This window comes from Aliivibrio salmonicida LFI1238 (assembly GCF_000196495.1).
GTDB lineage: Bacteria > Pseudomonadota > Gammaproteobacteria > Enterobacterales > Vibrionaceae > Aliivibrio > Aliivibrio salmonicida.
Map to the genome: position 1 here is coordinate 327,310 of NC_011312.1, position 18,630 is coordinate 345,939.

An 18,630-nucleotide genomic window follows, 5' to 3' on the forward strand; every position below is an offset into this window, starting at 1 on the left:
GCCTCTTTCTAACTCTCAAATATAAGGAAAACAAAGAGCATAAAGACTCAAAAAGCCAAATAAACCAAGCTTTTATAGTCTCTAGCCTCTAGTTTCTAGTTTCTAGCATGAATGAAAAACAACAACTGCCACATTCTCAACATTTAGCGTTTCCACCGGCAATGCCCGCCGACGACGAGATCGACTTACGTGAGCTCTTTGGCGCACTGTGGAAAGGCAAATGGATAATCATAGCAACCACGTTTATTTTTGCTGTCGGTGGCGTATTATTTGCGTTATCACAACCTAACACCTACAAAGCGGAAGTTGTATTAGCCCCTGCGGGCGAGAGCGGCGGTGGCCTTGCGGTAATGGCAGGAGAGTTAGGTGGCTTAGCCTCATTAGCAGGTATTAACATTGGCGGCGGTGGTACTGACAGCAAAGGTATGTCATTAGCCGTTTTGCAATCTCGTCAATTCATTAATGCCTTTATTACCAAGCATGATTTGGTTGTACCGTTATTTGCAGGTACTGAATGGAATAAACAGTCGGGTGAGTTAATCATTGACCCTGAGGTTTATAATACAGAAACAAAAGAGTGGGTGCGTGAAGTTAAACCAGATGAGTCACCAGTACCAACAGATTGGCAAGCACACAAAGCGTTTAAAGGTTTTTTAAGTACCGCTGATGCTAAAGACACGGGTTTAGTTACTTTATCCGTTACTCATATTTCTCCAATTATTGCTCAACAATGGGTAGAGTGGTTAGTGGCTGATTTGAACCTTTGGATGAAAGATAAGTCTCTTACTGAAACCAAACGTAATATCGGATATTTAGAGCAGCAGTTACAAAAAACCGATATCTCTGACATGCGCTCAGTGTTTTATCAGTTAATTGAAGATCAAACTAAAAACCTGATGTTGGCAGAGGTTGAAGCGGAGTTTGCCTTTAAAACCATAGACCCAGCGGTTATTCCAGAAGAGAAAGCCGGACCAAAACGTGCCTTAATTTGTGTGTTGTCAGTATTATTAGGCGGCATGTTAGGTGTGGCGGTGGTATTAGTGAGATTCGCATTTAGAAAAGAAGAACTAGAAACTAGAAACTAGAAACTAGAAAGATCAAGAGCAGTGATGCATTCTGCTCTTGATCTTTTTTTAGCTTTGGCTTTGCTTTTATAGGAGCGAAGCGGTCTAGTCTCTAGTTTCTAGTCTCTAGCTTAGTAATTAATCACCATCACCGGACACGCCTTGCCACTATCCCACACATTATGCCCCCTCACATCCTCATCCTTAATCTTAATCTGGTGTTGTTAAAGCTGGCAGACAACGCCGATGTGCACGGCATGTGCTTTCGCGCAATATTGTGAACTCTCTATCCGTACCGTAAAAAATCACATCAAACAATTAGAAACGTTGTAAGCGTGCGGGGAACTACACCTAACAAATAAAATTCATTATGCGTATCTTACGATCTTTCATTTAACGAGAACGTAATTATGCAAAAAGATAAAAAGAGAACACCAGAGCAATGGCACGCTCTATTTGAATCTCAGCAATCTAGCAAGCTTAGTGCCGCTGAATTTTGTCGTAACCATAATATTCTGCCAAAGACATTTAGTGCACGTAAAGCACGATGGAAACAAAAGATTAACGCTTCTACTTTCTTGAAAGTAGAAGCGTTAACATCAACTATCATCGCCACTCCACAATTACCAGATATTCAACTTTCTATCGGAAAATTGCGATTAACATTGCCAGCTAATACTGAACCTCACTGGATAGGACTCTTATTAAAAGGGTATCAATCATGAATGTATTTACTGATGTTTCCACCATTTATCTTCATCGTGATTTTGTCGATTTTCGCAAGGCCATTAATGGCCTTGTCGTGATTGTTGAGCAAGAAATGCAACTATCACCGTTTAGTGATGCTCTATTTATATTTTGCAATAAGCCTCGTGATAAACTCAAAATATTGTATTGGGATAAAACAGGATTCGCTTTATGGTACAAGCGATTAGATGAAGACCGCTTCAAATGGCCACGAAATATAAATAACGATACGTTAGCATTATCAGAGCAGCAACTGACACTGCTATTACAAGGTTTTGATATCTTAGGACATCAACCGGTACATTATCAAACAACCCTTTAAATAGTTGATTCTCAGTCAAGAATAGGAGGCAACCGATTGATTACCTGTATTATCGTTATATAGTCATCTACATGACTGATAAAATAAAACCACTTCCTGATACCATTGACGAGCTGAAAGCACTTGTGCTTCAGCTTGAAAATAAATATAACCGTCTTCTAGAGCAATTTCGACTGGCTCAACATCAGCGCTTTGGTAAAAGCAGTGAATCTGACTCGACTCAATTTGATTTATTCAATGAAACAGAAGAAGAAATCATCATTGAAAATGATGACACACAAACGATTACCTGAAGACTTACCGCGTACTGTTATTATCCACGACATAAAAGATAAAACTTGTAAGTGTTGCGGTCTAGAGATGCATGCGATGGGTAAAGACATCAGTGAAAAGTTGGAATTTGTACCAGCTAAAGTGGAAGTTATTCAACATGTTCGTCCTAAATATGCTTGCCGAAATTGTGAAAAAAACAATACTTCAGTAGACATTAAACAAGCCCCAATGCCAGCGTCACCAATCCCTAAAGGGATTGCGACCGCAAGTTTACTTGCTCAAATTATTACGGCTAAATTTCAATACAGTCTTCCACTTTATCGTCAAGAAACGTTATTTCAGCAATGGGGTATCATTATTGGACGGCGAACGATGGCGGATTGGTTAATAAAATGCTCGGTACTATTTACCCCTCTTAATAACGAGTTACATCGTATTTTGCTTGAACAACCCACTCTGCATTGTGATGAAACAACGGTAAATGTGTTGGATGTTGAAAAAGCAAAATGTTATATGTGGGTCTACTGCTCTGGCTATGATTCTCCAGGCTCTGGTGTTTTGCCTGGAATTGTACTTTATGATTATCAATCTAGCAGGCATGGCAACCATCCAGTTAACTTTTTAAAAGGTTATAACGGGTATTTACATACCGATGGTTACCAAGGTTATGAACAAACTGAAGCGATTTTAGTTGGCTGTTGGGCACACGCACGTCGACGATTTATTGAGGCTCAACGTGTTCAAGTAAAAGGGAAAACAGGGAGTGCAGATTGGGTATTGAGTAAAATCCAAAAGCTATACCGGATCGAATCGTTATTAAAAGAGGCTTCCCCTGAAGCCAAGTATGTTGCTAGGCAGACAGAAGCCCGCGATTTACTTAAAGAGCTCCGTGATTGGCTTGATAGCGCAGTTAGTCGAGTATCACCTAAAACAAAATTAGGTGAGGCGATTAGCTATACATTAAATCAATGGGATAAATTAGTTCGTTATATTGATGATGGATTGTTATCTATTGATAACAATCGAGCAGAGCGAGCGGTTAAACCGTTTGTTATCGGCCGGAAAAACTGGTTATTTTCGGGTTCAACGGCTGGTGCAGATTCAAGTGCAATGCTTTACAGCATTGTAGAAACAGCAAAGGCAAACGGATTAATCCCTTACGATTATATTAGGTATTGTCTAGATCGTTTATGTGTTGGATCGCCAGATATCGATTCACTTTTACCTTGGAATGTAAAAGACAAGGTGTAGTTCCCCGCACGTTTACGATTGTAGTTGTTGTCATTTCAGCGAATACAATACAGTCCCTCCCTTTGCTAAGGGGAGGGTTAGGGAGGGGTTATTGCGATGATGGTAGAGTTGAATTCATAGTTAGTTTGGTCATGTGTTGTTGGCTCTTTACCCCCGCAGCCTCTCCCTTATTAAGGTGGAAGGAGCTGATTGTAGTTGTTGTCATTTCAGCGAATATAATACAGTCCCCTCCCTTTTGTAAGGGGAGGGGTAGGGAGGGGTTATTGCGGTGATGGTAGAATTAAATTCATAGTGAGCTTGGTATGTGTTGTTGGTTTTTTATCGCCTTCCAGCCTCTCCCTTATTAAGGTGGAGGAGCCGATTGTAGTTGTTGTAATTTCAGCGAATACAATACAGTTCCCTCCCTTTACTAAGGGGAGGTCTAGGGAGGGGTTATTGTGATGATGGTAGGTATTATTCGGATTTTAATTGATCTATATGTATTAAAATAAATTCGATAACACCATTAATATTGTTCATGATATCTTGGTTTGTGAAGCGCAGTACCGACATTCCAAGATTACGCATGTATTCATTTCGTATAGCATCATAGTTTTCAGCTTCAGGAGTAAAGTGACTATCACCATCAAGTTCAATGACTAATTTATATTCAGCATTATAAAAATCACAAACATACCGGCCAATACCATATTGGCGTCGAAATTTAACATTGAGCTGATTTCGTCGAAGTTTATTCCATAATACACGTTCTGCTGTTGGAACTTCAGATCTAAGCTTTTGCCTGAGTGTTTTGTGTTTTGATTTATTATAAATAAGCGTCATTAGAATTTAGGCTTATATCGGTAAACACGATAAACCATAGAAGCTACTGATGACAAAGGATAGTGGTTAGTAAAGAATTTCGATGGAGTTCAAAATTAGTGCTTTTGATTTTATAGTCTCTAGAGCGAAGCGTTCTAGTCAGCGCAGCGTATAGTTTCCAGCAATCACCCTCAACCCTGCTATTAAAAACAAAAAAAACGCAGATGCTTTCACATCTACGGTTTCAAATTGTTCACCGAGCCAAGTTCTTCCTCGCCCCTAGGGCGAAGCGTCCTCGGTTCTCGAATCTTAATTAAGCTTTTGCTTTAGCTGCTGCTTTAGCGATAGCTGCAAAGCTTTTCGCGTCAAGTGCTGCGCCGCCAACTAGAGCACCATCGATGTCTGGTTGTGCGAAGTAAGCTTCAGCGTTTTCAGGCTTAACAGAACCGCCGTATTGGATAACAACGTTCTTAGCTACTTCTTCTGATTTCTCAGCAATGTGAGCACGGATTTGAGCGTGAATGCGTTGTGCATCTTCAGCTGTAGCCGCTTTACCAGTACCGATAGCCCAGATTGGTTCATAAGCGATGATAGCGCCTTCAAGAGCTTCAACGCCTTGAGTGTTGATAACAGCGTCAAGTTGACGTGCACAAACAGCCATTGTTTCGCCAGCTTCGTTTTGTGCATCAGATTCACCGATACAAAGAACAGGCGTTAGGCCGTTTTCTTTTAGGAAAGCGAATTTCTTAGCAACAAACTCGTCTGATTCGTTGTGGTATTCACGACGCTCAGAGTGACCGATGATGATGTGAGTAGCACCAAATTCTTTCAGCATAGCTGGAGACATGTCGCCAGTGAATGCACCGCTGTTGTTTAGGTCAGAGTTTTGAGCACCTAAGATGATCGCGCTGCCCGCTTCAGTAAGCGTACGCTCAGCAAGGTCAATAAATAGTGCTGGTGGAGCAACTGCAACGTCTACACCTGTAACGCCTTCAAGTTCAGCGTTAAGACCGTTTAATAGATCAACAACCATTTCTTTGCTGCCGTTTAATTTCCAGTTACCCATAACTACAGGATGACGCATAGGATTCTCTCCAATTCAAATTAATGTAAAAAACTTGCGTAAAAATATAACAGATTTTACGACAGATTTAGTGTCTAAAATCATTTTTATGCATAATTTTAATGCTTTTATTTCGAAGTGCGAAAGATTATGAACTGAAAAGCGAAATATGTTGAGATTAATTTACGTGGAATGAAGTGTGATAACTTGTGCACTTTTTTATTGAGGGGATTGTAACTTAATCTCTTTCACTGAATGATGGAAAAGTAATCACTTTTATTCTGCTACACAAACAAGGAAGTAATGATGCCGCACTTAGTTATGGAATATTCAAATTCAGCAGACGAACGATTAAATATGCAGGGCTTGTTAGAAGATTTACATCAAGTGGCGATAGAGTCGGAACTGTTTTCTGTTGATGATGTTAAATCAAGGGCGATTCGAGTGCATTCATGGTTAGTTGGCGATAAAGGAAATAGTGTGGACTTTATTCACATTACCATCGAGCTACTGTCAGGCAGAACCACTGAGCAAAAAAGAGAACTCAGTCGAGCATTAATGGATGTACTAGCAGAACAGGCGAGCCATATTGATAGCCTCACGATTAATGTGCGTGATATGGAAAAAGAAAGCTTTCAAAAAGTGGGTCAATAAGTACGGCTGCGAGACAAAGCCCCTGCGTATTTTTTAATGTTTGATTTTACATTGAGCATTAGGAAATTGAATAATATCGGCGGCTTGATGCTCATCCATGGGTTTATTTAACCTGAATTCTGGATAAGGCTGAACTAATTGCCCACCTAACGATCAGATCTTTCGACCAAGAATTATTTGAACGTATTTTAAAAGGTGGGCAAGATGAATAAATTAGTTGATATATTTTGTGATGTCGATGATTTTTGTTATCAATTCTTATCTCAATGGGAAAAATACCTTGTTGAGGCTAGTGAGAGAAAAAGAAAACGTCAGTCAGTAATGTCTACTAGTGAATGTATGACTATTGTCATCGCTTTTCATCAATCAAATCATAGAGATTTCAAGAACTTCTATATCGGGTTAGTTCATCAATATTGGAAAGGATACTTTCCAAATTTACTTAGCTACACTCGATTTGTGAGCAAAATGCCTAGCCTAATCGCCCCAATGTGTGCCTATTTTCAATCTATCAAAGGTAAGCCGACTGGCATTGCTTTTGTTGACTCCACGAGTCTTAAAGTATGCCATAACATTCGAATTCCTCGCCATAAAGTCTTTGATGGTGTTGCGAAAAGAGGAAAAGGTACCATGGGATGGTTTTTCGGCTTCAAACTTCATTTATTGATTAACCATCTTGGAGAAATTATTTCGCTGAAAATCACAGCTGGCAATGTAAATGATAGGACTCCTGTACCTGATTTATGCAAAGAACTCTCGGGGAAATTGTACGCTGATAAAGGGTACATAGGTAAAAAGTTGAGTGAGAGCTTAAAGAACTCTGATGTCGATTTAGTGACTACCTCGCGAAAAAACATGAAAGCAAAAGAGATAAGTGCTTTTGATAAGGCTATGTTATCAAAGAGATACATTATCGAAACGATAAATGACCAATTGAAGAATATCTCTCAAATTGAACATAGCCGTCATCGTAGCGTGACTGGTTTCATGCTAAATGTAATTTCAGGCGTTGTGGCTTATTGTTTAAAAAAACAAAAGCCACGAATTAAGCTATCAGAATGTGAATTTGAACTAATCCTCGCTTAAAGCATGTTTTATCCAGAATTCAGGTTATTTAGGCAATTGGCAAAACGAACAAATTGCTTACCGAGTTCGTGTCCTAATAATATATTGATATGGTTAGGGTTATTGCCTCTTTTTATGACACGTTCTATATGACTTTGCTGAGCAAGTAATGGTCCTTGATGCTCTTCTGGAAGGCTTTCAATAAACTCCATACTTAATTGGTGGCGTAATGTCTCTAATTGTTCAGGATCCTTTTCTGCTAATGCTTTAAGTTCGTCAAATGAAGGTAAGGCGGTTTGATGATAAGAATTAGGCATTGGCTGACTCCTTGTCTTTTTATAACAATACATTCAGCTTAGTCGGCTTTTTGATATTTGGAAAAGTGGGATGAGGGATATTTAAGGCATGTGTCTTTTTTGAGATGAAAGGGCAGGATTCAGGGCGCTTGCTTTTGACTTTAGCTCCTCCCCCTTACTAAGGGGGAGGTTGGGAGGGGGTCAGAACTTACAGCGCATAGATCAAGTTAACTATGAACTCAATTCAACCTTTATCGTAGTAACCCCTCCCTAACCCTCCCCTTATTAAGGGGAGGGGATTGTTTATTATTCGCTGTAACCACAACGATCCCCCTGAATCCTGCAAGGGAGCCTGCGACCGATCTGAAACTTAAATTCTCTTAAAATAAAAAACCGCAGATGCTCTCACATCCACGGTTCAAATTTACGTCACAGGAACTAGGCCCATAGGACCGATCTTCCCGCTTTTAATTAAAGAATAAAATCTCTCACTTCTGCGTCTTTACGCTCTAGGTAGTGAATTGATTTAATGCGGCGAATGGTGCGACAACGTCCACGAATAAGCAGTGTTTCCGTTGTTGCGATATTGCCTTGGCGAGTAATGCCTTCTAGCAAATCACCTTTCGTGATCCCAGTTGCTGCAAATACAACATCATCGCTACGAGCCATGTCTGTCATTTTTAAGATAACGTTCGCTTCTACGCCCATTTCTTTACAGCGCTTGAGCTCTTCTTCACCATAAGCTCGGTTTTCTTCTGTATCGCCTTTCACTTCGTGACGAGGAAGAAGACGAGCTTGCATGTCGCCATCTAATGCGCGGATAGCGGCAGCAGAAATTACCCCTTCAGGTGCTCCGCCGATACAGTACATTACGTCAACTTCACTGTCTGGCATACACGTTAGGATTGAAGCCGCAACATCGCCATCAGGCACAGCAAATACACGAACGCCCATTTTTTGCATTTTCGCGATCATGACATCATGACGAGGTTTAGCAAGGGTGGTTACAACTAGCGTATCTAGTGTTTTGCCTAATGCTTTAGCGACATTCTCTAAGTTTTCTTCGAGAGAAAGGTTAAGGTCGATTGCACCTTTAGCACCAGGACCAACAACTAATTTTTCCATATACATATCAGGAGCTTTTAAGAAACTGCCTTTTTCGCCAGCAGCAAGTACAGCAAGTGCATTGGATTGCCCCATTGCTGTCATGCGAGTTCCTTCAATTGGGTCAACTGCGATATCTACGGCATCACCACCGGTACCGACGGTCTCGCCGATATATAGCATAGGTGCATCATCGATCTCACCTTCACCAATAACAATCTCACCACTGATGTCAGTTTTGTTCAGAAGAGTACGCATTACTTCAACAGCAGCGCCATCGGCAGCGTTTTTATCACCACGGCCAAGCCATTTGTAACCAGCCAGTGCGGCACCTTCAGTAACTCGAGAAAAAGCCATTGCTAGATCGCGTTTCATATTTGCTCCGAATAATCGATGAATGGATAAAAATCGCGAAGATTTTATCACAACAAAAAAGGAAACGTTTGCTTTTTAGGTGAAAGAGTTATTTTTGATGAAATTTAAAGAAGATAATGGGACTAAAAATCATGTGGTTGAACTCAAATAATCAGGCTAAATTTCTAGTTTTAGTATGAGGTTCGTTTTAATCTTAAGAAATAAGGTCAGATGTTGGTTAAAACTGTCTTTTTTTTGTTCATATAATGCAATTTAATGAATAACACTATGGCAGAATTGCAATTGCTGAGTAGAATAGAAAACAAGTTTCGCAGGGAATCAATAATGCCCCTGCATTTCAATTAGAATTACAGTTAAGGTGGCAGGAATGTCTTTAGAAATATTAGAACAACTAGAAGCTAAAGTTCAGATGGCAGTAGATACAATCGCACTGCTACAAATGGAAGTTGAAGAATTAAAAGAAACGAACGCAGAGCTAACTCAAAATCTTGAGCAAGCAAATAACGGTCGTTCTGAAGTTGAGCAAGAAGCTCAGAAAGCACGTGATGAGCAAGCTAGTTTTGAAGCTCGCATCCGTGGTTTATTAGGTAAGATGGAAGAAGTAGAGTAATTCTATTTTTTCGTCATAGCTTTCATTATTTCTGCGTTGTCGATGCTCACTTACTATCGTAAGCGCGGTGTTTTCACTTTGAACTAATGAAATCTATTTAGCCAAAATGTAGAATTGGTTAAAATGAAATGAATTTGAAACCGTAGATGTGAAAGCATCTGCGGTTTTTTTTCGATCAGAATTTAGATCGATCGCAGGCTCCCTGTAAGCGTGCGGGGAACTACACCTAACAAATAAAATTCATTATGCGTATCTTACGATCTTTCATTTAACGAGAACGTAATTATGCAAAAAGATAAAAAGAGAACACCAGAGCAATGGCACGCTCTATTTGAATCTCAGCAATCTAGCAAGCTTAGTGCCGCTGAATTTTGTCGTAACCATAATATTCTGCCAAAGACATTTAGTGCACGTAAAGCACGATGGAAACAAAAGATTAACGCTTCTACTTTCTTGAAAGTAGAAGCGTTAACATCAACTATCATCGCCACTCCACAATTACCAGATATTCAACTTTCTATCGGAAAATTGCGATTAACATTGCCAGCTAATACTGAACCTCACTGGATAGGACTCTTATTAAAAGGGTATCAATCATGAATGTATTTACTGATATTTCCACCATTTATCTTCATCGTGATTTTGTCGATTTTCGCAAGGCCATTAATGGCCTTGTCGTGATTGTTGAGCAAGAAATGCAACTATCACCGTTTAGTGATGCTCTATTTATATTTTGCAATAAGCCTCGTGATAAACTCAAAATATTGTATTGGGATAAAACAGGATTCGCTTTATGGTACAAGCGATTAGATGAAGACCGCTTCAAATGGCCACGAAATATAAATAACGATACGTTAGCATTATCAGAGCAGCAACTGACACTGCTATTACAAGGTTTTGATATCTTAGGACATCAACCGGTACATTATCAAACAACCCTTTAAATAGTTGATTCTCAGTCAAGAATAGGAGGCAACCGATTGATTACCTGTATTATCGTTATATAGTCATCTACATGACTGATAAAATAAAACCACTTCCTGATACCATTGACGAGCTGAAAGCACTTGTGCTTCAGCTTGAAAATAAATATAACCGTCTTCTAGAGCAATTTCGACTGGCTCAACATCAGCGCTTTGGTAAAAGCAGTGAATCTGACTCGACTCAATTTGATTTATTCAATGAAACAGAAGAAGAAATCATCATTGAAAATGATGACACACAAACGATTACCTACACTCGTCAAAAGCCAAAACGCCAACGCTTACCTGAAGACTTACCGCGTACTGTTATTATCCACGACATAAAAGATAAAACTTGTAAGTGTTGCGGTCTAGAGATGCATGCGATGGGTAAAGACATCAGTGAAAAGTTGGAATTTGTACCAGCTAAAGTGGAAGTTATTCAACATGTTCGTCCTAAATATGCTTGCCGAAATTGTGAAAAAAACAATACTTCAGTAGACATTAAACAAGCCCCAATGCCAGCGTCACCAATCCCTAAAGGGATTGCGACCGCAAGTTTACTTGCTCAAATTATTACGGCTAAATTTCAATACAGTCTTCCACTTTATCGTCAAGAAACGTTATTTCAGCAATGGGGTATCATTATTGGACGGCGAACGATGGCGGATTGGTTAATAAAATGCTCGGTACTATTTACCCCTCTTAATAACGAGTTACATCGTATTTTGCTTGAACAACCCACTCTGCATTGTGATGAAACAACGGTAAATGTGTTGGATGTTGAAAAAGCAAAATGTTATATGTGGGTCTACTGCTCTGGCTATGATTCTCCAGGCTCTGGTGTTTTGCCTGGAATTGTACTTTATGATTATCAATCTAGCAGGCATGGCTACCATCCAGTTAACTTTTTAAAAGGTTATAACGGGTATTTACATACCGATGGTTACCAAGGTTATGAACAAACTGAAGCGATTTTAGTTGGCTGTTGGGCACACGCACGTCGACGATTTATTGAGGCTCAACGTGTTCAAGTAAAAGGGAAAACAGGGAGTGCAGATTGGGTATTGAGTAAAATCCAAAAGCTATACCGGATCGAATCGTTATTAAAAGAGGCTTCCCCTGAAGCCAAGTATGTTGCTAGGCAGACAGAAGCCCGCGATTTACTTAAAGAGCTCCGTGATTGGCTTGATAGCGCAGTTAGTCGAGTATCACCTAAAACAAAATTAGGTGAGGCGATTAGCTATACATTAAATCAATGGGATAAATTAGTTCGTTATATTGATGATGGATTGTTATCTATTGATAACAATCGAGCAGAGCGAGCGGTTAAACCGTTTGTTATCGGCCGGAAAAACTGGTTATTTTCGGGTTCAACGGCTGGTGCAGATTCAAGTGCAATGCTTTACAGCATTGTAGAAACAGCAAAGGCAAACGGATTAATCCCTTACGATTATATTAGGTATTGTCTAGATCGTTTATGTGTTGGATCGCCAGATATCGATTCACTTTTACCTTGGAATGTAAAAGACAAGGTGTAGTTCCCCGCACGCTTACGGCTCCCTTGCAGGATTCAGAGGTGATCGTGGTCGTTGACCAAAATACCGTTTATCCCCTTGATAGATTATTGAGATCGGTGATGTTGATATAAGGGGAGGTTAGGAGGGTTGCTAGTGATGAGATTTGGTTTATCTGAATTACGATAATGTGCATAACCAACCCCAACCCCCTCTAATTCCCCCTTCTATTGACTATACCGCTTTCATAGATTTTGGTATTTAAGGCGAAGTCGTCTGATCTACTCTTCCTCGCCCATTTCTTCTAATGGTTCTTGCGAGATAATGATCCCTGTTGAGTCGGCATAAAGGTAGTCTTCCGGTAGAAAGGTAACGCTACCAAAATTGACGGCAACATCTATTTCACCGACATTTTTCTTTGCTGCACCCACAGGAATAGAAGCAAGCGCTTGAATGCCTAATTCTATTTCTTCTAGATAATCGACTTCACGTACACAGCCATAAACGATCAATCCTTCCCACCCATTGTGTGCCGCTTTTGCTGCGAGATCAGCGTCAATCAATGCACGACGTAATGAGCCACCGCCATCAATTAATAATATACGACCTTCACCTTTTTCATCCAGTAGTTGGCTAATAAGTCCATTATCTTCAAAACACTTGATTGTCGTGATTTGTCCTGAGAATGAACTCTTTGCACCAAAGTGGCTAAACATTGGTTCAACAACATCAACTTGGTCTAAATAAATGTCACAAAGTGCTGAAGTATTATATTCCATCGTGAGGCTTACCTTCTGGTTGTGGTGGCAGTTAAACGTGTGAAGATTTTAATATACGTACTTTCTAGGTCATTACTATGACAAGTCTCAAGGTTATATAGATAAATACAAACCAAGTGAGAAGAAGATATTTGTGAATAAAGCACATTGCACGACCGTTCCCATCATTGGTCTAATGGCTTCGCCATCGGGTGCTCGCATCACTGAAATAACATGATTCAGTACAAAAGGTGCCGGGATTAAAAATAACCAACCAGCTAAAGAGTGGATTTGCGTTGCGCTAAATAGGGCGAGACACGTAAAGCTGATCGCGATGATGATGGCGTGATACTTACGACCCCAATTTGGACCCATGCGTACCGCCAGTGTCATTTTCCCACAGGCGGCGTCATTATCAATATCACGCAGATTATTAATATTTAAGACGGCAACAGCCAAAAGGCCACAAGCAATAGCAGGCAGAAGCAAAGAGGAGGACAAATGGCCTGTTTGTAAGTAGTAAGTTCCTGCAACCCCCAGTAGACCAAAAAAGATAAATACTGAGATATCACCAAGTCCACGATACCCATAAGGTTTATCACCCATGGTGTATGCGATAGCCGCGCCAATCGCTAAAAGACCAAGAATAATGAATCCGATAATGTCCATGGTTTGATGAAGAGAGCTAAAAACCAAGATTAAACCGCTGATAATGGTTAAGACAATATTAATACCAATGGCTTTCTTCATCGTAGCTTGAGTGACAAGGCCGGATTGCATGGCACGCTGTGGCCCAAGGCGTTCATCATTATCTGTGCCTTTTACTGCATCACCATAATCATTGGCGAGGTTGGATAAAATTTGCAGTAAAGTGGCGGTAACGAAGGCCATTATGGTAATGGTTGCAGAAGCATGGTTATTCCAATACGCCAGAGCCGAGCCGGTCATGATAGAAGCAAGCGCTAAAGGTAATGTTTTTGGACGGGCTGCACTGAGCCAAATAGCAAAAGGAGAAGTTTTCATGGCATCGCAAAAATAGTGAATAGACTCTCTATTATTCACTATTTTCGACACATACCCAAGTTTGTCACTGATCTTTTAATAAAGAGATTAACCAATCTTACCAGTTTCAATAAGTTGCTGAAGCAAAGGACGAATGATTAGCTCCATTGCAAAACTCATTTTACCGCCAGGAACAACCAACGTGTTATGGCGTGACATGAAAGAACCATCAATCATTGCAAGTAAATAGGGGAAGTCGACATTGGCGATACCACGAAAACGAATAACAACAAAACTTTCATCTAAACTTGGAATGCCTTTGGCGTTTAATGGGTTAGAGGTATCAACCGTGGGTACGCGTTGAAAGTTAATATGAGTACGTGAAAACTGTGGTGTGATGTAATTTAGATAATCATCCATTGATCGAACAATAGAATCCATCACGGCTTCACGAGAATGACCACGATCACGGGTATCTCGAACAAATTTCTGAATCCATTCAAGGTTTACAATCGGCACCATTCCAATCAATAGGTCGACATGCTGCGATACATTGATATCTCCATCAACGACGCCGCCATGAAGGCCTTCATAAAAAAGGACATCGGTGTTATCTGGCAGTTCTTGCCATGGGGTAAAGGTTCCGGGCATTTGATTAAAAGGAACCGCTTCATCAAAGGTGTGAAGATAACGACGGTATTGTCCGCTGCCATCAATACCATATTGATGGAAAAATTGTTCAAGGGCAGGAAAGTCGTTTGCTTGAGGGCCAAAGTAGCTAATGTGCTTACCTTGTTCTTTTGCTTTACGGATCTCGACATCCATCTCTGGACGAGTAAAGCGGTGAAAGCTGTCACCTTCAAGCCATGAGGCTTTTATATCCATCATGTTGAACATTTTACGGAAAGCTTCTGAGGTGGTGGTAGTGCCGGCGCCAGATGAACCAGTCACGGCAATAATTGGATGTTTAGCGGACATGACAAACCCTGTCTATTTTCCTTAATTGGGAAGATGTTATAACAGGGTTGATTTAAATGATACGTTATAGTTTAAAAATTGTGAGTGATTTGGTGACGTAATTACTCAAAGTCGTGATTGGTCATATTTGGGTTGAAACGGGCTTTGGTTTGAATATCTACCGTCTCATGAAGCTCTGAAAATACCACCATGGCGTCACCATTTTTGAGTAGTAGTTTAACCTGCTCTATCTTGTCTTGATGGCTGCATTCCATTTCTCCATAATCCGTGCCTTCTCGCAGTACAAATTCTGAAATTAAATTTTCTAGCGTATCTGGAGCAATGTCTTGCCAAGGAATGATCATACTTCTATCTAATCCTAATCTAAATTAAAGAGCGTTACACAACAGTTTGAAACCACCGATTTACGGTGTCTTCTAGCCAAAAGTTTGGTTTGGTCATTGAGCCATTAATAAAGCCAACATGGCCCCCATGTTCCGTGAGTTGATAGTGTACACAGTTAGGAAGAGGATGAGTAGGGATCACCGCGGTTGTCATAAAAGGATCGTCTTTGGCGTGAATGATCCGTGTTGGAATATTGATGTCATTGAGAAATTGTAACCCGCTGCATTGCTGATAATAATCTTGGGCATCGGCATAGTCATTGAGGGGGGCGGTGATTAAATTATCAAATTGCAGTAAGTCAGGAATGGCGGCAATCATGTCTTTGTCTAAACCAACGATATGTTTTCTTGTGCTATTTAACTTTTTGATGCTATTGGTTTTTAATGAGCGTAACAAATACCCTTGGTATACACGAGAGAATCCTTGTTGAATTCGCTCTGAACACGCCGATAAATCTAAAGGTGCGGAAATAATGGTGGCGGCATTGAGTAATGTATTCGAGTTATATTTTGCTAAGTAGTTAACCAACATATTGCCGCCAAGAGAAACGCCAGTAGCCACTTTGACTCGATTTGGAAAGCGGTCATGGATGGTTTCTAGGAAGAAACGAGCGTCTTCGGTTTCACCTGAATGATAGGCTTTTTCTAAACGATTAGGTACGTCACTGCACCCTCTAAAATGCATCATTACCCCTAACCAACCTTGTTCTTTGGCTGAAGATAATAATCCATTCGCATAAGGACTTTCAAAGCTTCCCTCTAACCCATGAAATAAAATGAACAGAGGTTTGTTACCTGCGGTGTTTGGATTTTCGCTCCAGGCTAAATCAACAAAGTCACCATCGGGTAATTCGAGTCGTTGCCAATACGCATTAAATAAGGGGTGACGACGCAGCAATCGCGGTAATAAGGTTTGAATATGGGCGTTTGATAACCCGGTTATTGGCGTAAATTGATCCATCATAGGTCATCACTTATGGTCATTAAGGGTGTAATGTATTGAGCAAACTTTGGGCATTAAGCGAAACGCAATAAAGAGAAAGTAACGTTGAATGCGTTAATTGAGTTTGGTTTAAATCAATACGATGCAGTGTGTGTAATAGATCATGTTGTTGCTGCTTTTCTAACTGTAATTCAAAATTAAGGGCTTGTTGATAAAGCGTTTTTGACTCAGTAAGTTTGATGTTTTTTCTTAATGAACGATAAGAGATAAGTAGTGGGTCTGTATAAAAAAGGGCATCTTGAAGCTGATGGCGTTGTGTTTTTGAAATAGAAATGGCAAGTGAATCTAGCCATATGAATAAGAGCACTAAATTTACGTTACCAGAATATTGGTCTTGAAGAGTAAGGCATGCTTGCTGCACACCTTCTTTTTTATAGTGGGATAGAGAAAAAGCCCAAAAGGCATCAGTGGTTAACTGCGCCTGTTGGGTTGGGGTCAATATTCCGTTATGAGCGGGCTTCATTTTCTTTTTCTTCAATTTGTTCTTGAAGATCCATCCACTCCATCTCAACATCTTCTAGCTCTGATTTTGCTGATGCTTGAGTTGCTAATACTTCGGTTAAGCGTTTTTTGTTTTCTGCCTCATACAGGGAGACATCACCCAATTCTTCTTCTGCTTTACTTATGGTGTTATTCAGAGCGTCCATTTTCTTTTCAAGCTTTGTTACTTCTTTACGCAGTGGGGCGATTTGTTTTCTGAATTCAGCCTCTTTGCGTTTTTGTTCTTTTTTCTCAGCCGCACTTAAGCTGGTTGAGGCGCTTGGACTGTCTTGTTTATCTTGTTGCAGTTGTTCTTTGCGCTCTGATTTATTTTGTTCTGTTAGCCACTTGTAGTAATCGTTTAAGTCACCATCAAAAGGCATTACTTGACGATCGTGAACGAGGTAAAGATCATCCGTTGTTGCACGCAGTAGATATCTATCGTGGCTAACAATAACCATTGCGCCTTCAAAGGTTTGCAGCGCCATGGTTAAGGCTTGGCGCATGTCTAAATCAAGGTGGTTGGTTGGTTCATCGAGTAGCAGCATGTTTGGTTTTTGCCATACAACGAGAGCTAAAACTAAGCGTGCTTTTTCTCCACCAGAAAACGGACCCACTTTATCTAAGGCTTTTTCGCCTTTAAAACCAAAGCTGCCTAAGTAATCACGTAACTGTTGCTCGGTATGATTAGGGGCAACTTGCATTAGATGTTGCAGTGGCGTTTCTTCAACTTGCAGCGTTTCTAATTGGTGTTGTGCAAAATACCCAATTTTCACGCCTTGAGAATACGTGAATATGCCGCTTTGAGGTGCGAGTTCACCGGACAATATTTTGATTAAGGTCGATTTACCAGCGCCATTTCGACCTAATAGACCAATGCGGCTACCTGGAACTAAATTCAATCGAATTTGTTCTAGGATGGTATTGTTTTCGTAACCGGCACTTACTTCATCCATCATTAAAATTGGATTTGGCAGAGCATCAGGTTCTCTAAAATTAAACGTAAATGGGTTGTCTAATTGTGCAGGTAATACTTTTTCCATTTTCTCTAGTGCTTTAATACGACTTTGCGCTTGGCGAGCTTTAGAGGCTTTATAACGGAAACGGTCTATGTAGGACTGCATATGTGACATGTTCTTTTGTTGCTTCTGATATTTCGCTTGTTGCAGCACTAGTTTTTCAGAACGCTGGATCTCGAACGATGAGTAGTTACCGGTATATTCGTTTAGTTGCTGATTCTCAACATGAACAATACGATTGATTACTGGATCCAGAAAATCGCGGTCATGAGAAATGAGCATTAAGGTGCCTGGGTAGTTTTGTAACCAACGCTCTAGCCACATAACGGCATCTAAATCTAAGTGGTTGGTTGGTTCATCGAGTAACAAAAGATCCGAGTGGCAAAGTAGTGCTTGAGCTAAGTTTAAACGCATACGCCAGCCACCAGAGAATTGAGTTAAATTCCAATCCATCTGTTGTTGTGAAAAGCCTAAACCATTTAATAATTCAGCCGCACGTGAGTTAATGGTATAACCACCAACGATGTCGATCTTACTGTGTAATTCAGCAACTAATGTTCCGTTATCGGCTTCTTCGGCTTCGATGAGTTGAGCTTCTAAGTTGCGATATTCACGGTCGCCATCAATAACATAATCCAGTGCTTTACGCTCTAATGCCGGAGTTTCTTGCGCTACCCACGCGAGTTCCCAATGGTGAGGAACTCGATTTGAGCCGCCATCAACACTTAGTTCGCCTTTAATTAAGGCAAAAAGAGTGGATTTACCACAGCCGTTTTTTCCGACCAAGCCAACTTTATCACCAGGGTGAATGGTTGCTGATGCTTGTTCTAATAATGGCTTCCCGCCACGAAGTAATTGAATGTCTGAAAAAGTAATCATGCTGTGGTGTTCATCTCTTTATTG

General features: G+C 40.4%; 20 protein-coding genes and 1 pseudogene. 10 read left to right on the top strand and 11 right to left on the bottom strand.

Annotated elements, in window-relative coordinates; genetic code table 11:
- Positions 1–107: 107 nt before the first annotated feature.
- The 4 genes and pseudogenes from VSAL_RS01660 to tnpC all read left to right on the top strand — a co-directional run bounded on the left by VSAL_RS01660 (position 108) and on the right by tnpC (position 3,657).
- Positions 108–1,085, top strand: coding sequence for a Wzz/FepE/Etk N-terminal domain-containing protein (locus VSAL_RS01660; RefSeq protein ID WP_012549120.1), 978 nt, complete (start codon positions 108–110; stop codon positions 1,083–1,085).
- A gap of 389 nt (positions 1,086–1,474) precedes the next feature.
- Positions 1,475–1,789, top strand: a complete 315-nt coding sequence (tnpA, locus tag VSAL_RS01665; protein ID WP_012548925.1) for an IS66 family insertion sequence element accessory protein TnpA — start codon at positions 1,475–1,477, stop codon at positions 1,787–1,789.
- Positions 1,786–2,133 (top strand): IS66 family insertion sequence element accessory protein TnpB, encoded by a 348-nt coding sequence (gene tnpB, locus VSAL_RS01670; RefSeq protein ID WP_012548924.1) that lies wholly within the window; start codon positions 1,786–1,788, stop codon positions 2,131–2,133. Before tnpA (VSAL_RS01665) ends, tnpB (VSAL_RS01670) begins: the two co-directional genes overlap by 4 nt.
- Positions 2,134–2,204: 71 nt before the next feature.
- A pseudogene (tnpC, locus tag VSAL_RS01675) lies at positions 2,205–3,657 on the top strand (IS66 family transposase).
- 453 nt (positions 3,658–4,110) lie between these two features.
- On the opposite strand, the gene VSAL_RS01680 reads toward tnpC, so the two are convergent.
- On the bottom strand, positions 4,111–4,479 hold the full coding sequence (locus VSAL_RS01680; RefSeq protein ID WP_012549121.1) for an endonuclease domain-containing protein: 369 nt from the start codon (positions 4,477–4,479) through the stop codon (positions 4,111–4,113).
- Positions 4,480–4,771: 292 nt separating this feature from the next.
- Complete coding sequence (gene tpiA, locus VSAL_RS01685; RefSeq protein ID WP_012549122.1) at positions 4,772–5,542, bottom strand: triose-phosphate isomerase; 771 nt, start codon at positions 5,540–5,542, stop codon at positions 4,772–4,774.
- 285 nt (positions 5,543–5,827) lie between these two features.
- Here tpiA and VSAL_RS01690 point away from each other — a divergent pair, with 285 nt between their 5' ends.
- Together VSAL_RS01690 and VSAL_RS01695 are read left to right on the top strand one after the other, a co-directional pair.
- Complete coding sequence (locus VSAL_RS01690; RefSeq protein ID WP_044583159.1) at positions 5,828–6,175, top strand: 5-carboxymethyl-2-hydroxymuconate Delta-isomerase; 348 nt, start codon at positions 5,828–5,830, stop codon at positions 6,173–6,175.
- A 204-nt stretch (positions 6,176–6,379) separates the two neighbouring features.
- Complete coding sequence (locus tag VSAL_RS01695) at positions 6,380–7,261, top strand: IS982-like element ISVsa6 family transposase (protein WP_012548944.1); 882 nt, start codon at positions 6,380–6,382, stop codon at positions 7,259–7,261.
- Between the two features lie 8 nt (positions 7,262–7,269).
- On the opposite strand, the gene VSAL_RS01700 is transcribed toward VSAL_RS01695, so the two are convergent.
- On the bottom strand, positions 7,270–7,557 hold the full coding sequence (locus VSAL_RS01700) for a DUF3135 domain-containing protein (protein ID WP_044583160.1): 288 nt from the start codon (positions 7,555–7,557) through the stop codon (positions 7,270–7,272).
- A 450-nt stretch (positions 7,558–8,007) separates the two neighbouring features.
- Positions 8,008–9,015, bottom strand: a complete 1,008-nt coding sequence (gene glpX / locus VSAL_RS01705; RefSeq protein WP_012549124.1) for a class II fructose-bisphosphatase — start codon at positions 9,013–9,015, stop codon at positions 8,008–8,010.
- Positions 9,016–9,382: 367 nt separating this feature from the next.
- Here glpX and zapB point away from each other — a divergent pair, with 367 nt between their 5' ends.
- From zapB to VSAL_RS01725, 4 genes are all read left to right on the top strand, one after another.
- Positions 9,383–9,625, top strand: a complete 243-nt coding sequence (gene zapB, locus VSAL_RS01710; RefSeq protein WP_012549125.1) for a cell division protein ZapB — start codon at positions 9,383–9,385, stop codon at positions 9,623–9,625.
- Between the two features lie 285 nt (positions 9,626–9,910).
- Entirely contained in the window at positions 9,911–10,225 is a 315-nt protein-coding gene (gene tnpA, locus VSAL_RS01715) for an IS66 family insertion sequence element accessory protein TnpA (RefSeq protein ID WP_012548925.1), read from the top strand.
- Complete coding sequence (tnpB, locus tag VSAL_RS01720) at positions 10,222–10,569, top strand: IS66 family insertion sequence element accessory protein TnpB (protein WP_012549126.1); 348 nt, start codon at positions 10,222–10,224, stop codon at positions 10,567–10,569. Before tnpA (VSAL_RS01715) ends, tnpB (VSAL_RS01720) begins: the two co-directional genes overlap by 4 nt.
- 71 nt (positions 10,570–10,640) lie before the next feature.
- Positions 10,641–12,128: an IS66-like element ISVsa2 family transposase gene (locus VSAL_RS01725; protein ID WP_012549008.1), complete on the top strand. Its 1,488-nt coding sequence runs from the start codon at positions 10,641–10,643 to the stop codon at positions 12,126–12,128.
- Between the two features lie 257 nt (positions 12,129–12,385).
- Here VSAL_RS01725 and rraA read toward each other — a convergent pair whose 3' ends face one another.
- From rraA to VSAL_RS01760, 7 genes are all read right to left on the bottom strand, one after another.
- Positions 12,386–12,883, bottom strand: coding sequence for a ribonuclease E activity regulator RraA (gene rraA / locus VSAL_RS01730; protein ID WP_012549127.1), 498 nt, complete (start codon positions 12,881–12,883; stop codon positions 12,386–12,388).
- A 93-nt stretch (positions 12,884–12,976) separates the two neighbouring features.
- Entirely contained in the window at positions 12,977–13,885 is a 909-nt protein-coding gene (locus VSAL_RS01735) for a 1,4-dihydroxy-2-naphthoate polyprenyltransferase (protein WP_012549128.1), read from the bottom strand.
- A gap of 87 nt (positions 13,886–13,972) precedes the next feature.
- Positions 13,973–14,842 (bottom strand): phosphoribulokinase, encoded by an 870-nt coding sequence (locus tag VSAL_RS01740; RefSeq protein WP_012549129.1) that lies wholly within the window; start codon positions 14,840–14,842, stop codon positions 13,973–13,975.
- A gap of 101 nt (positions 14,843–14,943) precedes the next feature.
- The gene (locus tag VSAL_RS01745) at positions 14,944–15,186 is read right to left on the bottom strand and encodes a YheU family protein (protein WP_012549130.1); all 243 of its coding nucleotides are present in this window, start codon (positions 15,184–15,186) and stop codon (positions 14,944–14,946) included.
- A gap of 34 nt (positions 15,187–15,220) precedes the next feature.
- On the bottom strand, positions 15,221–16,189 hold the full coding sequence (locus VSAL_RS01750) for a hydrolase (RefSeq protein WP_012549131.1): 969 nt from the start codon (positions 16,187–16,189) through the stop codon (positions 15,221–15,223).
- Between the two features lie 19 nt (positions 16,190–16,208).
- Positions 16,209–16,691 (bottom strand): TIGR02444 family protein, encoded by a 483-nt coding sequence (locus VSAL_RS01755; RefSeq protein WP_012549132.1) that lies wholly within the window; start codon positions 16,689–16,691, stop codon positions 16,209–16,211.
- The gene (locus VSAL_RS01760; protein ID WP_012549133.1) at positions 16,675–18,606 is read right to left on the bottom strand and encodes an ABC transporter ATP-binding protein; all 1,932 of its coding nucleotides are present in this window, start codon (positions 18,604–18,606) and stop codon (positions 16,675–16,677) included. Before VSAL_RS01760 ends, VSAL_RS01755 begins: the two co-directional genes overlap by 17 nt.
- Between the last annotated feature and the right edge of the window lie 24 nt (positions 18,607–18,630).